Origin of the sequence: Allobosea caraganae, from assembly GCF_003351345.1 — a bacterium.
GTDB lineage: Bacteria > Pseudomonadota > Alphaproteobacteria > Rhizobiales > Beijerinckiaceae > Allobosea > Allobosea caraganae.
Genome location: NZ_QQTO01000001.1, coordinates 245,379 through 258,546, shown reverse-complemented (window position 1 = coordinate 258,546; position 13,168 = coordinate 245,379). Strand labels below are relative to the sequence as shown.

The following is a 13,168-nucleotide window of genomic DNA, read 5'->3' as shown; positions in this document are numbered from 1 at the left end:
CGAACGACGCAAGCTACATGCCGCCCCGCTTTTCCGGCATGAGCGCATGACAGGCCTGACATGATTCCAGACAGACTCCGGATCGGCACCCGCGGCAGCGACATGGCGCTGGCGCAGACGCATCTGGTCCGCGACCGCCTCAAGGCCGCCTGGCCCGAATTAACGGAACCCGGCCGGATCGAGATCGTGGTGATCAACACCATCGCCGACCGCGTGCTCGACCGGCCGCTCTCGGCGATCGGCGGCAAGGGGCTCTTCACCAAGGAGCTGGAGCAGGCGCTGCTCGACGGCCGCATCGACCTCGCCGTGCATTCGATGAAGGATGTCGAGACCTGGCTGCCGGACGGGCTGGAGATCGCCTGCATCCTGCCGCGCGACGATCCGCGCGAGGCCTTCCTGTCGCACAAGGCCAAGCGGCTGGCCGACCTGCCGGCGGGCTCCAGCGTCGGCACCTCGTCGTTGCGGCGCGCGGCGCAGATCCTCGAAATGCGGCCCGACCTGCGCATCGCGCCGCTGCGGGGCAATGCCAATACGCGCCTGCGCAAGCTCGGCGAGGGCGAATGCGACGCGACCCTGCTGGCGCTCTGCGGCCTGCGGCGGCTCGGCATGGCCGAGATTGCCCAAGAAATCATCTCGACTGCCGAAATGTTGCCCTCTGTGGCGCAAGGCGCGCTCGGCATCGAATGTCGCTCTGCCGATTCAGCGCTCATCGACTTGCTGACGCCGCTGCGCTGCGTGACCTCGACGCAGCGCGTCCAGGCCGAGCGCGCGCTGCTGGAGGCGCTCGACGGCTCCTGCCGCACGCCGGTCGCGGCGCTCGCCGAGATCGAGCATGGCAGGCTGTCCCTGAGCGGCCTGCTGTTCACGCCTGATGGGCTCAAGCGCTGGTCCGCGACGGGCGAAGGCGCCCCCGCGGATGCCCACGCGATCGGCTTTGCCGCCGGGCAGGCGCTGCGCGAGGCTGCCGGCGATCTCTACGCCTCCCTGCTGCAATGAGCCGCCGGGCCTGCTGCCTCACTGGCACAGGCCTTGCTTATGTCTATACAAAAAGCGTCTACACAAAACGATGGGTATGAGACCATGCCGCGCAACGACAAGATGAAGCTCGGAACGTTCGTCTACACGTTCGGCTACAACCCCGCCGGCTGGCGCCATCCCGGCTCCGACGTGAACGGCGCCAACAGCTTCGCCCATATGCTGGAGATCGCCGAGATCTCCGAGCGGGGCAAGTTCGACTTCATGTTCCTGGCGGATTCGCCGGCTGCCGGCGTCGGCCATGTCGAGGCGCTGCAGCGGCTGCCGAACAAGATGAACCGCTTCGAACCGCTGACGCTGCTCTCGGCGCTGGCGATCGCGACCAAGGAGATCGGCCTCGCGGCGACCGTCTCGACCAGCTACACCGAGCCCTTCAACGTCGCCCGCATGTTCGCCTCGCTCGACCATCTCAGCGGCGGCCGGGCCTGCTGGAACATCGTCACCTCCGATCATGAGGAGACCGGCTACAACTTCAACCGCGAGGGGCTCGACCCGCATGCGCTGCGCTACGAGCGTGCCAGAGAGTTCGTCGACGTCGCCTTCGGGCTCTGGGACGGCTGGGAGCGCGACGCGCTCGTGCTCGACCGCGAGGCCGGGCTCTATCTCGACGCCGACAAGCTCCACACGCTCGACCACAAGGGCAAGCACTTCCAAGTCCGCGGCCCGCTCAACATCGCCGCCTCGCCGCAGGGCCGGCCGGTGATCGCGCAGGCCGGCGGCTCCGAGGCCGGGCTCGAACTCGCTGCCGAGACGGCCGAGGTCGTGTTCAGCCTGACCTCGACCTTCGACAAGAACAAGGCGTTCTACGACAACCTGAAGGGGCGGATGGCACGGTTCGGCCGCTCGCCGGACGGGCTCAAGGTCATGCCCGGCATCATGGTCAATGTCGGCGCGACCGAGGCCGAGGCGCAGGCCAAGATCGACTACATGGTCGACCGGCTGCACCCGAAGGTCGGGCTCCAGGCGCTGTCGGAATTCCTCGAGACCGACCTTTCGGGCGTGGCGCTCGACAAGCCCTTCCCGGTCGAGCTTCTGCCGAAACAGCCCAAGGGCTCCAAGGCACTGTTCGAGGTGCTGGTCGATTTCGTCAGCAAGGGCAACACGGTCGGCGAGCTCGTCAGGCTCTATGCGGAGAAGCAGACCGGCAACGGCATCAAGGGCACGCCGACACAGGTCGCCGACTTCATGGAGGAATGGTTCCTGGGCGAGGCGGCCGACGGCTTCATGGTGATGCTGCCGACGCTGCCGGCCGCGCTGAAGGATTTCGTCGAGCTCGTGGTCCCGGAATTGCAGCGCCGCGGCCTGTTCCGCAGCGAGTACGAAGGCCCGACATTGCGCGACAAGCTCGGCCTGAGCCATCCGGAAAACCGCTACACCGCCGCCAGGCTCGCGGCCTCCGCCTGAGCCGTTCCCCCGTTCAAGCCTGATGATTTTCAACTTTCTGAGGGAGTACCGACAATGCGCGCAAGACTGATCCTGGCCCTGGCGGCCACGTTGTCGCTCGGGATGGCGGCAGCGAAGGCCGACGTGCTCTCCGACGCCAAGAAGGCAGGCGAGCTGAAGATCGGCACCGAGACCGAGTTCGCGCCCTTCGACTATATCGACGCCGGCGACCATACCGGCCTCAACGTCGACCTCTTCTCCGAAGTCGGCAAGGAGCTCGGCCTCAAGATCACCTGGGTCGCCCTGCCCTGGGACGGCGTGCTGCCGGGCCTCGAAGCTTCCAAGTTCGACATGGTCGCGGGCCCCGCGATCATCACCAAGGCGCGGCTCGAGCGCTACGTCTTCTCGACCCCGATCGCCGAGGCGACCGTCGCCCTGCTGAAGAAGAAGGGCGACAATTCCGTGCAGAAGCCCGAGGACATCGCCGGCAAGACCGTCGGCGGCGGCCGCGCCTCCTCGCAGCTCGCCCAGCTCAAGACCTTCGCCGCGACGCTCTCGCCAGCCCCGACCGTGCGCGAATATGGCGGCTCGAACGAGGCGATGGCCGATCTCGCGGCCGGCCGCGTCGTCGGCATCTCGCAATCGCTGCCGAACGCGGCCTTCGCCGCCAAGCGCCGGCCGGATACCTTCGAGGTCGTGATGCCGCCCTTCGGCACCAAGGTCTATTTCGGCTACATCCTGCGCAAGGACGCCAACTCGGCCAGCTTGGTCGAGGCCATCAACGGCGCCATCATGAAGATGAAGGGCGATGGCCGGATGGCGGCGCTGCAGAAGAAGTGGTTCGGCCTCGAGTTCGAGACGCCGGCGGCCATCACCGATCCGGCGCTCTGAGCAGCGTATAGACGCCGGGACGGGATAGAGACGCGGCATCGACGATGAGTTGGAAGCTCTTCACCCTTCTCGTCCAGGCCGCCGGGGCGACGGCGCTGTTCAGCGCCTTCGCCGTCGTCGCGGGCATCGCGCTCGGGCTGTTCGTCTGCGGCGTCGCGCTGTCGCGCTTCAGGGCGGCGGCAGGCGTGGCCCGGCTCTATGTCAGCTTCTTCCGCGGCGTGCCGCTGCTGGTCCAGCTGCTGCTGGTCTATCATCTGCTTCCGGTGCTCGGCCTCAACGTCTCCAGCGCCACCGCAGCGCTCGTCGCGCTGACCCTGTGCACGGCGGCCTACCAGGCCGAGAACCTGCGCGGCGCCTTCCTCTCGGTGCCGAACGGACTGGTCGAGGCCGCCGATGTCGTCGGCATGACGCCGTGGCAGCGCTTCCGCCGGATCGAGGCGCCAATCGCGCTCCGGCTGGCGATCCCGGCGCTGCTGAACGAGGCGGTGGCGATCCTGCACGCCTCGGCCCTGATCTCCGTCGTCGGCGTGATCGAGCTGACCAAGACCGCGCGCGACCTCGCCGCCAGCACGCTCGAACCCCTGCCGCTCTATGCGATGGCCGGCGCGCTCTACCTCGTGATGAACATGGTGCTGGTCTATGGCGGCCGCTTGGCCGAGCGGCGCTTCAGCGTGAGGACGGCATGAGATTCGACGTCGCCCTCGTCCTCAGCTACCTGCCGGCGATCGGCTGGGCCGCGATCACCACGGTCGGGCTCTGGATCGTGGCGCTCGTGGCCTCCATCGTCATCGGGCTCGCCATCGCGGTGATCAGGCTGCATGGCGGCGCCATCGTCAACACGGTGCTGCGCCTGCTGGTCGAGGCGATCCGCGGCACGCCCTTCCTGATCCAGCTCTTCCTGCTCTATTTCGGCGGGCCGTTCATCGGGCTCACGCTGGAGCGGCTGCCGGCCGGGCTGCTGGCGCTCTCGCTCTTCGGCGGCTGCTACATGAGCGAGGTCTTTCGCACCGGCATCCGCGCCGTGCCCCGCGGCCATATCGAGGCGGCCGAATGCGTCGGGCTCAGCCAGATGCAGATCCTCAGGCGCATCCTGCTGCCGGAGATGCTGGTCCTCGTGCTGCCGGCCGGCACCAATATCGCGGTGGGCCTGATCAAGGAGACCGCCGTGCTCTCGGTGATCGGCGTGCCCGAGCTCACGGCGGTGATCAGCGGCATCGGCTCCGAGACCTACGCCTTCGTCGAGGCGCTGACCCTGCTCTCGCTCTGCTACTGGGCGCTGGTCGAGATCTGCGCGCGCCTCGGGCGCACGGCCGAACAGCGCCTCTCCCTCTACAGGTTCGCAGCGTGACAGCACCGATGATCATTCCCGCCGCCCAGGTCGACGGTCTCGACAAGGAGTTCGGCACCACCCGAGTGCTCGACCGGATCAACCTGACGATCCCCGCGGGTCAGGTCACCTGCCTGATCGGCCCGTCCGGCTCCGGCAAGAGCACGCTGCTGCGCTGCATCGCCATGCTGGAGGAGCCCTCGGCCGGCATCATTTCGGTCGGCGGGCGGCCGCTCGGCTTCAGCCTGGAGAACGGCAAGCGGGTCAAGCTGCCGACCGCGCATAACCGCGAGGTCCGCGGCCAGATCGGCATGGTCTTCCAGCAGTTCAACCTGTGGCCGCATATGACCGCGCTCGGCAATGTCGCGGAGGCGCTGAAGACGGTGCGGCGCATGCCGAAGGCGCAGGCCAACGAGATCGCCGGGCAGAAGCTCGACGAGGTCGGGCTGGCGCATCGCCGCGATTATTATCCGGCACAATTGTCCGGCGGCCAGCAGCAGCGCGTCGCCATCGCGCGGGCGCTGGCGCTCGAACCCAAGCTGATGCTGTTCGACGAGCCGACCTCCTCGCTCGACCCGGAGCTGACCGGCGAGGTGCTGAACGTGATGCGCAAGCTCGCGGAGCAGGGCATGTCGATGATCGTGGTCTCGCACGAGATCGGCTTCGTCGCCTCGGTCGCGAGCAAGGTCGTCTTCCTCGATCATGGCCGCGTCGTGCTCGACGGCACGCCGCAGGAGGTTTTCGCAAAACCGCGCCACCCGCGTCTGGCGCAGTTCCTCGACACCTATCTCGACCGCGAAGCGGTCATGCTGGCCTGAGAACCGGGCTCCGGGAGGACTCGCTCACATCCCCGGGGTCACCTCGATGCGCAGCACAGCCGCCGCCTCTACCTTGGCGCGGCTATAGAGCAGCGGCAGGTAGGCCTGCCGGCTCCAGGCGTCGAGGTGGTCGTCATAATGCCGGCTCTGCGGATCGCCGGACTGGCCCGGCGCGTTGACGAAGACGCAGTTATCCCATTCGCCGATGTCGAGGACCATGCGGAAGGAGGCGCCGACCGTCATCCCGAAGTCGTCCGGCCGGTAGTCGGCCGCGTTCGGGGTCAGGCCCGAGCCGCCCATGGCCATGCGGCGCGTGTTCAGGGTCTCGTCGCCGAGCAGGGCGGCGAGCGGATGGACGAATTTTGCGTGGTGCAGGTCGCCCCATTGCCATTTGGTCGGGTCGTCCCCGGCCCGGTTCATCGCCTCGCCCCAGGCCGCGACAAGCGTCCGCGCCAGCAGCGCGTCGCGCGCCGGCTGATCAAGTCGCTCATCCGGCACGACGAGAAGGTCGACGAGTTGCAGCGTGTCGTAGGCCGCGATGTCGTTCGCATCGAAATGGGCGAAGGCGCCGGGAGCCAGGTGCTCGCTGACGGCCTCGATGAGATGGTTGCGGAACCAGATTTCGAAGAGCAGGGCGGGAGCCGAGGCCCGGCCAAGCTCGCCATTCCAGCCGGCGAGCAACGCCCGCGCCTGTTCAACGACGGCTTCGGAGAATGACAGCCCGCCCAGCAGCGCAACCAGGCGGCGGGCAGGATCGGAGACAAAGCTGGTTTGCAGGCGGCGGCTGTCGGCGAGGCCGTGCTGCTTCTCCTGCCGCAGCTCCTCGGCGATGACCCGATAGCGCGAGGAATCGCACCAGTCGAAGCCGACCTTATGGGCCGCAACGTCGAAACCCTCGGGCAGGTTCATCTCGTTGGCGGTGGCGACCCAGCCGGCCTCAGGATTGTAGATGCGCGGATGCGCCTCCGGCTTCATGAAGCCGGCCCATTCATGGCTGCCGTCGCCCGCGACCGGGTGCAGCCCGTCCCAGTTCGGCCTGACCGGCACGAAGCCGGACATGATCCAGCCGATCTCGCCATGGATGTTGGCGAAGACGTGGTTCACCGGCGGCGTCAGCCAATGCGAGCGGGCCGCGACGAAATCGTCCCAGCTCTCGGCGGCCTGGTAGCGCAGGGCGCTGAGATAGGGCGCGGAGCCGGGCTCCGACCAGATCGAGCGCAGGGCATAGGCGCGCCGGCGCTCTTGGTCGATATGCAGGACCGGACCATGGCGGGTCCAGCACAGTTCGACCGGCCGATCGTCGCCGCCGGCGATCGCGATCGTCTCGGAGACGGTCTGCATCCCCTCCCAGCCATCCCCGTAGCGGTAGCGCGTCGAGTCATCGGGATGCAGCTCGTAGACGTAGAGGTCGGCCTGGTCGGCCGGATGGATCGTGAAGCAGAAGGCGCTGGTGCGGTTATGGCCGAGCGCGACGCCGGGAACGCCGGGCTCGCCAGCGCCGATGACGTCGAGCCCCGGCGCGCTGAGATGCGAGACGTAGCGCAGCGAGGGCAGCATGAGCAGGCGGTGCGGGTCGCTCGCCAGGATCGGCCTGCCCGTCTCGGTGCGGGCGGCGCTCACCGCCCAGTTATTGCTGCCGCCGACAGTCTCCGGCGCAGCGATATTCGCAGCGTCGAAGGCGGGCTGGTCGGTCGCGAGCGCGAAGATGGTCCGCACCTCCGACGGAATCGGTTCGGTGGCGATGCCTTCGGGCGCGATGAGGGTCCAGTCCGGCTCCAGCCGCTTGCGCGCCGCCTCGGCCTTCAGGCCGAAACGCTCGACCACGTCGGCGCGGGCAAGCTCGCGGCCGAAATTGAACAGCGGGCCGTGGCTGCGGATCCGGACGCAATCCTCGGCGGCCCAGCGCGAGGGCCGCGTGCCGGTGCGCAGGAACTCAACCGGCAGCCTGTCCAGCTCCGCTTCGAGGATGGCGATCCGGGCGTTGATGCCGGCGACGAAAGCCTCGGCGGCGGCTCGCGCATTCGGGCCGTAGCAGGCCCATTCAGCGTCCATATCGCCGCGATAGAGCATGAGGCGCGCGGCGCGGTCCGCCTCGGCAAAGGCCTCGCCATAATCGGCGGCGAGCAGGCCGAGGCCGCGCTTGCGCCAGATGTCGATCTGCCAGAGCCGGTCGCGCGCCACGGCCAGCCCTTGCAGGAAGAAGGCATCGTGCTGGGTGGCGCCATAGATATGCGGCACGCCCCAGCGGTCGATCAGAATCTCCGCGGGCGCGTCGAGCCCCGCAAGGGCGAGGATTTCGGTTGGGATGGTCGCAGCAGGCATGGTCCGCGTTTCCGTACGACGATGTGAGGTTGGCTTCAGCGGGGAACGCGGCTGACAAGGCATTGCCGGGCGGCCTTATTCAGGCCGCCCGGCGGGTCTTCAGCTCACTACTTCCAGCTCGCCCAGAAGAAGCGCGGGGTCTCGTCCGGGAAGGCCTTGAAGTCGAGCTCCTTGCTGAAGGCGTAGGGCACGACGAAGGAGTGCAGCGGGATCATCAGCGCACGCTCGGTGATCAGCTTGATCGCCTGGTCGTAGAGCGCCTTGCGCTTGGTCTGGTCGATCTCGGAACCGGCCTTCATGACGATCTCGGCGACTTCCTTGTCGCCGACCTTGTCGGAGGAGGACTGGCCGCCGACGAAGACCGGCAGCGTCGCCGAGACGTCCATGACCGAATAGCCGCCCCAATCCCAATAGCCGATCGGGATCTGGCCCTGGCCGAAGAGGTCGACCAGCGTCGCGCCCTGGATCACGGAGGCGTCGACCTTGATCCCGACCTTCTTCAGGTCCTCCTGCACCGCCGCGACCCATTGGGCGCTGCGGGCTCCGACCACCTTGGTCGAGAAGCCGTTGGGATAGCCGGCTTCAGCGAGCAGCGCCTTGGCCTTCTCCGGGTTGTACTCGTACTTCACGGCGGCATCGACGTTGCAGCCGAACTGGTCGGGGAAGCAGGGCGTGTCGACGACGCGCGCCTCGCCCTGGACCAGGAACTTGACCAGGTCCTTCTTGTTGATCGCGTAGGACATGGCCTGCCGGACCTTGACGTTGGCGAGCGGATTGCTCGCCGGGTCACCGCTGACCAGGTTGAGGTTGAGGAAGCCGATCCGCATCGATTCAGACAGCACGGCCTGGACCTTGGGCTGCGCGTTGAGCAGTGGCGCCTGGTCGGCGTTGAATTTCCAGATCCAGTCGGCCTTGCCCGACATCAGCTCGAGCAACTCTGTCGACTCGTCGTTGACGAGGCGGATCTCGATGTTGCCGATCGAGGCCGGGCCCTTGATGCCGCCGAAATACTCCTTGTTGCGGGTCAGGAAATAGCGGCTGACGCCGTTGATCTCCTTCATGACGTAGGGGCCGGTGCCGACCATGTTCTTGGCCATGCCCTCGGGGCCGACCTTGGCATGGTACTCGTTCGGGTAGATGAACAGAGCGCCGGAGAAATATTCGAGCGCCGCCGGGAACGGCGCCTTGAGCTGGACGTCGACCGTGTACTGGTCGACCTTCACGGCCTGCTTGATGAAGCTGCTGTTGTTCGGCGTCAGGATCTTGTTCTTGGGGTCGACGAGATAGTTCAGCGTGTAGACGACGTCGTCGGCGTCGAAGGCCTCGCCATTATGGAACTTCACGCCCTGGCGCAGCACGAAACGGATGGTGGTGTCGTCCTTCCACTCCCAGGAGGTCGCGAGCAGCGGCTCGAACTTGCCGGTGCGCGGGTCCTTCATCACCAGCGTGTCCATCACCAGCGTGGCGATGGTGATGCCGGAGCGCAGCTGGTTGTAGTGCGGGTCGACGTTGGGGACCGCCTCCTTCCAGACGATGCGCAAGGTGTCGTCGGCCTTGTTCGCCAGGCCCGGCGACGCGCCGAGGCCGACAAGGCCCAATGCGGCGGCTGCCGCGGTCAACAAGAACCTTTTCATGACGCCATCTCTCCTCTGAGAAGTTTTGGGCCGGTGGTACCGATCATCACTCCCGATCGATCGGCTTGTCCGGTCCTCGCTATGGGTTGAATGATCGCTACGCGACCGCGGCCACCTCGTTGTCGAGCAACGGGATGCCCTTGCCGGGCGCGATATCGAGAGCCGAGGCGAGGAGGCGGCGCGTATAGGCCTGCGCGGGCGCGCGCAGGATCTGCGCGGCGGGCCCTTCCTCGATGATCTTGCCGACATACATCACCGCCACCCGGTCGGCGAGGAACTGCACGACCTGGAGGTTGTGGCTGATCAGGATGAGCGAGATGTTGGCGGAGCGGCGCAGCTCGCTGAGCAGGTTGAGGATCTGCGCCTGCACGGAGACGTCGAGCGCCGAGGTCGGCTCGTCGCAGATCAGGATGCGTGGCTCGAGGATCAGCGCCCGCGCGATCGCGACGCGCTGGCGCTGGCCACCGGAGAGCTGGCTCGGATAGCTCGCGAGCGCGCGGCGCGGCAGGCCGACGGCGTCGATCGTCTCGGCGACCTTGCGCCGGATCGCGGCGCGGTCGCCGATGCCATGGACCTGCAGCGGACGCGAGACCGCCTGCTCGACCGTCTCGCGCGGGTTGAGCGAGGAATAGGGGTCCTGGAAGACCGGTTGCAGCACGCGCGCGATCTCCTTGCGCGAGAGCGACGAGATCGGCCGGCCGTTCAGGAAGACGTCGCCCGCGCTCGGCGCCTCCAGCCCGAGCAGCAGGCGCGACAGGGTCGACTTGCCACAGCCACTCTCGCCGATCAGGCCGAGCACCTCGCCTTCCCTGAGGTCGAGCGAGACGTCGTTGACGGCGTTGATCTGGCGCACCGGCGCCATCATGCCGGCCGTCAACCGGTAGGTCTTGCTGACGTGCCGCACGCTGAGGACGGAAGGTTTCGCGCTCATGCCACGGCCTCCTCCAGTCCCGCATGGACGCAGCGCGCGCTGCGTCCGCCGAGGTCGCGCAGGGCGACATCGCTCCGGCAGGCAGGCTCGGCCTCCGGGCAGCGCTCGCGGAAGGCGCAGCCGCTGATCTCGCCGATCAGGCTCGGCACCGTGCCGGGAATGATCTGGAGCGGCGCGCCGCTGCCATGCGCCTGCGCCGAGGGCAGGCAGCCCATCAGCCCGCGGGCATAGGGATGGCGCGGCGCGGCGAAGAAGGCGGCCGTCTCGGCCTCCTCCACCACTTCGCCGGCATACATCACAACGATCCGGTCGGCGACGCGCGAGGCGACCGCGAGGTCATGCGTGATCAGCAGCAGCGCCAAGCCGAAGCGATCCTTGAGATCGATCAGCAGCCGCAGGATCTGCGCCTGGATGGTGACGTCGAGCGCGGTCGTCGGCTCGTCGGCGATGATCATGGTCGGCTCGCACATCAGCGCCATGGCGATGACGACGCGCTGCCTGAGCCCGCCCGAGAGCTGGTGCGGGTATTGGCTCAGGCGCTCGCGCGGGTCGGGAATGCCGACCTGGGTCAGCATATCAACGGCGCGCTCGCGCGCCTCGCCCTTGCGGTTGGGGCGATGGCGGCGAAAGACCTCCATCAGCTGCTCGCCGATGGTCAGCGACGGGTTCAGCGCCGTCAGCGGCTCCTGGAAGATCATGCCGATCCGGTCGCCGCGAAGCTCGGACATGCGGCGCTCGCCGGCGTTCAGCACGTCCTCGCCAAGGAAGGAGATCGCGCCGGCTTCCCGTCTGGCGCCGCGCGGCAGCAGGTTGAGGATCGCCATCGCCGACATCGACTTGCCGCAGCCGCTCTCGCCGACGACGCAGACGGTCTCGCCGCGGTGGAGGTCGAAGGAGACGCCGCGCACGGCGTGGACGATGCCGGCGCGGTGCGGCAGCCGCACATGCATGTCGCGAACCGCGAGGACGGGCTGGCTCTCGCTCATCTCCGTAGCTGTCATCGCCCTTTGGCCTCCGGGTCGGTGACGTCGCGGATGCCGTCGCCCAGCAGGTTGACCGCGAGCACGAGCAGCATCATGGCGAGGCCCGGCAGCGTGATCAGGTAGGGCGAGAACAGGATGTACTGCTTGCCCTCGGCGATCATCAGGCCCCAATCGGGCAGAGGCGGCTGCACGCCGAGGCCGAGGAAGGAGAGCGCGGCGGCGATCAGCACCGCATTGGCCAGCTCGACCGTGGCGATGACGATGAGCTGGTTGAGGATGTTCGGCAGGATGTCGCGCCGGATGATCATCAGGTTGGAGCAGCCCATGGCGCGGGCCGCGACCACGAACTCGCTGTTGCGCAGTTGCAGCGTCGTCGCCCGGGCCACCACGGCGAAGCGGTCCCAGAGCAAGAGGCCGAGCACCATCACGAGCAGGTGGAGCGAGGGGCCGGCGATGAAGGCGATGGCGAGCGCGATCAGCACGGCCGGCATGGCCAGCCGGACCATGATGAAGAAGCGCACGGCGAAATCGATCCGGCCGCCGAAATAGCCGGCGCAGATGCCGATCGTGGTGCCGAAGATGCCGGCGACGAGGATGGTGCAGAAGCCGATCAGCAGCGAGAGCCGCCCGCCCCAGAGCAGCCGCGCCAGGTAGTCCCGGCCGAGATGGTCGGTGCCGAAGACGAACTCCCAGCTGCCGCCGCTCCAGACCGGCGGGCGCAGGCGCTTGACCAGGCTCTGGTCGAACGGATCGTGCTGGACGAGCCAGGGGCCGACCAGCGTCGCCAGCAGGATGAGGATGAAGAGCGAGCCGCCGATGACGACGCCGCTATTGCCGAGCCAGCGGCGGATCGCGTGGGCGCGCTCGGCTTTTGCCGTATCGGCCTCGACGCCTGAAGCGGACAGCTCGGTCACCGCCATCTACTGCTCCCTCAATCGCGGATCGAGGAAGGCGTGGAGCAGGTCGCTGACGAAGGTCAGCAGGCAGTAGAAGCCGCCGAGCACCAGGACCACCGCCTGGACGACGGGATAGTCGGCGCGGTTGATCGATTCCCAGGCGAGATAGCCGAGGCCCTGGATGCCGAAGACCGTCTCCAGCACGACCGAGCCGCCGACGAGCGCACCGAGCTGCACGGCGGCGATGGCGACGACCGGGATCAGCGCGTTGCGCAGGGCGTGCTTCACGATCACCGAGACCGGCTTCAATCCCTTGGCCCGGGCGGTGCGGACATAGTCGGCGCGCAACTGGTCGATCATGCCGGAGCGGGTCAGCCGCATGATCGTCGGCATGGTGGCGATGGCGAGCACGGCCGTGGGCAGCACCAGGTTCTGCCAGCCGGACGAGCCGGAGACCGGCAGCCAGCCGAGGTTCAGGCCGAAGAGAATGATCAGCAGCAGGCCGAGCCAGAAGGGCGGCATGGCCTGCCCAAGCACCGCGACCGTCAGCACGACGCGGTCGAACCAGCCGTTGGGCTTGAGCGCGGACAAGGTCCCGAGCGGCAGGCCGATCAGCAGCGCCGCGCCGAGGCCGAGCGCGCCGAGGCCGAGCGTGATCGGCAGGCGCTGGGCAATCAGCGTCGAGACGTTCTCGGGAAAGAACAGGGAGCGGCCGAGGTCGCCGGTCACGGCGCGCTGCGCCCATTCGAGATACTGCACCGGCAGGGGCTTATCGAGCCCGTAGGCGAGGCGGATGCGGGCGACGTCGGCGGCCTGCGCCTCGGCGCCGGCGACGCGCTGCGCCAGGTCGCCGGAGGCGCGCAGCAGGACGAAGCCGACGATGGAGACGGCGATGAGCACCGCGAGCGACAACAGGAATTGCCGGGCAACGTACCTGACCAACGCCTT

General features: G+C 67.8%; 12 protein-coding genes. 6 read left to right on the top strand and 6 right to left on the bottom strand.

Features of this window, described 5'->3' with window-relative positions; translation table 11 throughout:
• Positions 1-60: 60 nt before the first annotated feature.
• The 6 genes from hemC (at position 61) to DWF00_RS01180 (ending at position 5,454) form a co-directional block, all read left to right on the top strand.
• The gene (gene hemC / locus DWF00_RS01205; RefSeq protein WP_114828707.1) at positions 61-996 is read left to right on the top strand and encodes a hydroxymethylbilane synthase; all 936 of its coding nucleotides are present in this window, start codon (positions 61-63) and stop codon (positions 994-996) included.
• An 84-nt stretch (positions 997-1,080) separates the two neighbouring features.
• Positions 1,081-2,439 (top strand): LLM class flavin-dependent oxidoreductase, encoded by a 1,359-nt coding sequence (locus DWF00_RS01200; RefSeq protein ID WP_114828706.1) that lies wholly within the window; start codon positions 1,081-1,083, stop codon positions 2,437-2,439.
• Between the two features lie 54 nt (positions 2,440-2,493).
• Positions 2,494-3,309, top strand: a complete 816-nt coding sequence (locus tag DWF00_RS01195) for a transporter substrate-binding domain-containing protein (RefSeq protein ID WP_114828705.1) — start codon at positions 2,494-2,496, stop codon at positions 3,307-3,309.
• 44 nt (positions 3,310-3,353) lie between these two features.
• Complete coding sequence (locus DWF00_RS01190; protein ID WP_114828704.1) at positions 3,354-3,995, top strand: amino acid ABC transporter permease; 642 nt, start codon at positions 3,354-3,356, stop codon at positions 3,993-3,995.
• Positions 3,992-4,657 carry an amino acid ABC transporter permease gene (locus DWF00_RS01185; protein WP_114828703.1) on the top strand — a complete coding sequence of 222 codons (666 nt, stop codon included), beginning with the start codon at positions 3,992-3,994 and terminating at the stop codon, positions 4,655-4,657. The genes DWF00_RS01190 and DWF00_RS01185 overlap by 4 nt, the downstream gene beginning before the upstream one ends.
• An 8-nt stretch (positions 4,658-4,665) precedes the next feature.
• Positions 4,666-5,454: an amino acid ABC transporter ATP-binding protein gene (locus DWF00_RS01180; RefSeq protein WP_114828702.1), complete on the top strand. Its 789-nt coding sequence runs from the start codon at positions 4,666-4,668 to the stop codon at positions 5,452-5,454.
• A gap of 24 nt (positions 5,455-5,478) precedes the next feature.
• Here the strand turns inward: DWF00_RS01180 and DWF00_RS01175 are convergent, their stop codons facing one another.
• The 6 genes from DWF00_RS01175 to DWF00_RS01150 form a co-directional block, all read right to left on the bottom strand.
• The gene (locus DWF00_RS01175) at positions 5,479-7,776 is read right to left on the bottom strand and encodes a penicillin acylase family protein (protein ID WP_114828701.1); all 2,298 of its coding nucleotides are present in this window, start codon (positions 7,774-7,776) and stop codon (positions 5,479-5,481) included.
• 107 nt (positions 7,777-7,883) lie between these two features.
• On the bottom strand, positions 7,884-9,410 hold the full coding sequence (locus DWF00_RS01170) for an ABC transporter substrate-binding protein (RefSeq protein WP_181832578.1): 1,527 nt from the start codon (positions 9,408-9,410) through the stop codon (positions 7,884-7,886).
• Between the two features lie 97 nt (positions 9,411-9,507).
• Entirely contained in the window at positions 9,508-10,341 is an 834-nt protein-coding gene (locus DWF00_RS01165; RefSeq protein WP_210207875.1) for an ABC transporter ATP-binding protein, read from the bottom strand.
• Positions 10,338-11,342, bottom strand: a complete 1,005-nt coding sequence (locus tag DWF00_RS01160) for an ABC transporter ATP-binding protein (protein WP_245973691.1) — start codon at positions 11,340-11,342, stop codon at positions 10,338-10,340. The genes DWF00_RS01165 and DWF00_RS01160 overlap by 4 nt, the downstream gene beginning before the upstream one ends.
• Positions 11,339-12,244 carry an ABC transporter permease gene (locus DWF00_RS01155; protein WP_114828698.1) on the bottom strand — a complete coding sequence of 302 codons (906 nt, stop codon included), beginning with the start codon at positions 12,242-12,244 and terminating at the stop codon, positions 11,339-11,341. Before DWF00_RS01155 ends, DWF00_RS01160 begins: the two co-directional genes overlap by 4 nt.
• Complete coding sequence (locus DWF00_RS01150) at positions 12,245-13,162, bottom strand: ABC transporter permease (RefSeq protein ID WP_114828697.1); 918 nt, start codon at positions 13,160-13,162, stop codon at positions 12,245-12,247.
• Positions 13,163-13,168 lie beyond the last annotated feature (6 nt).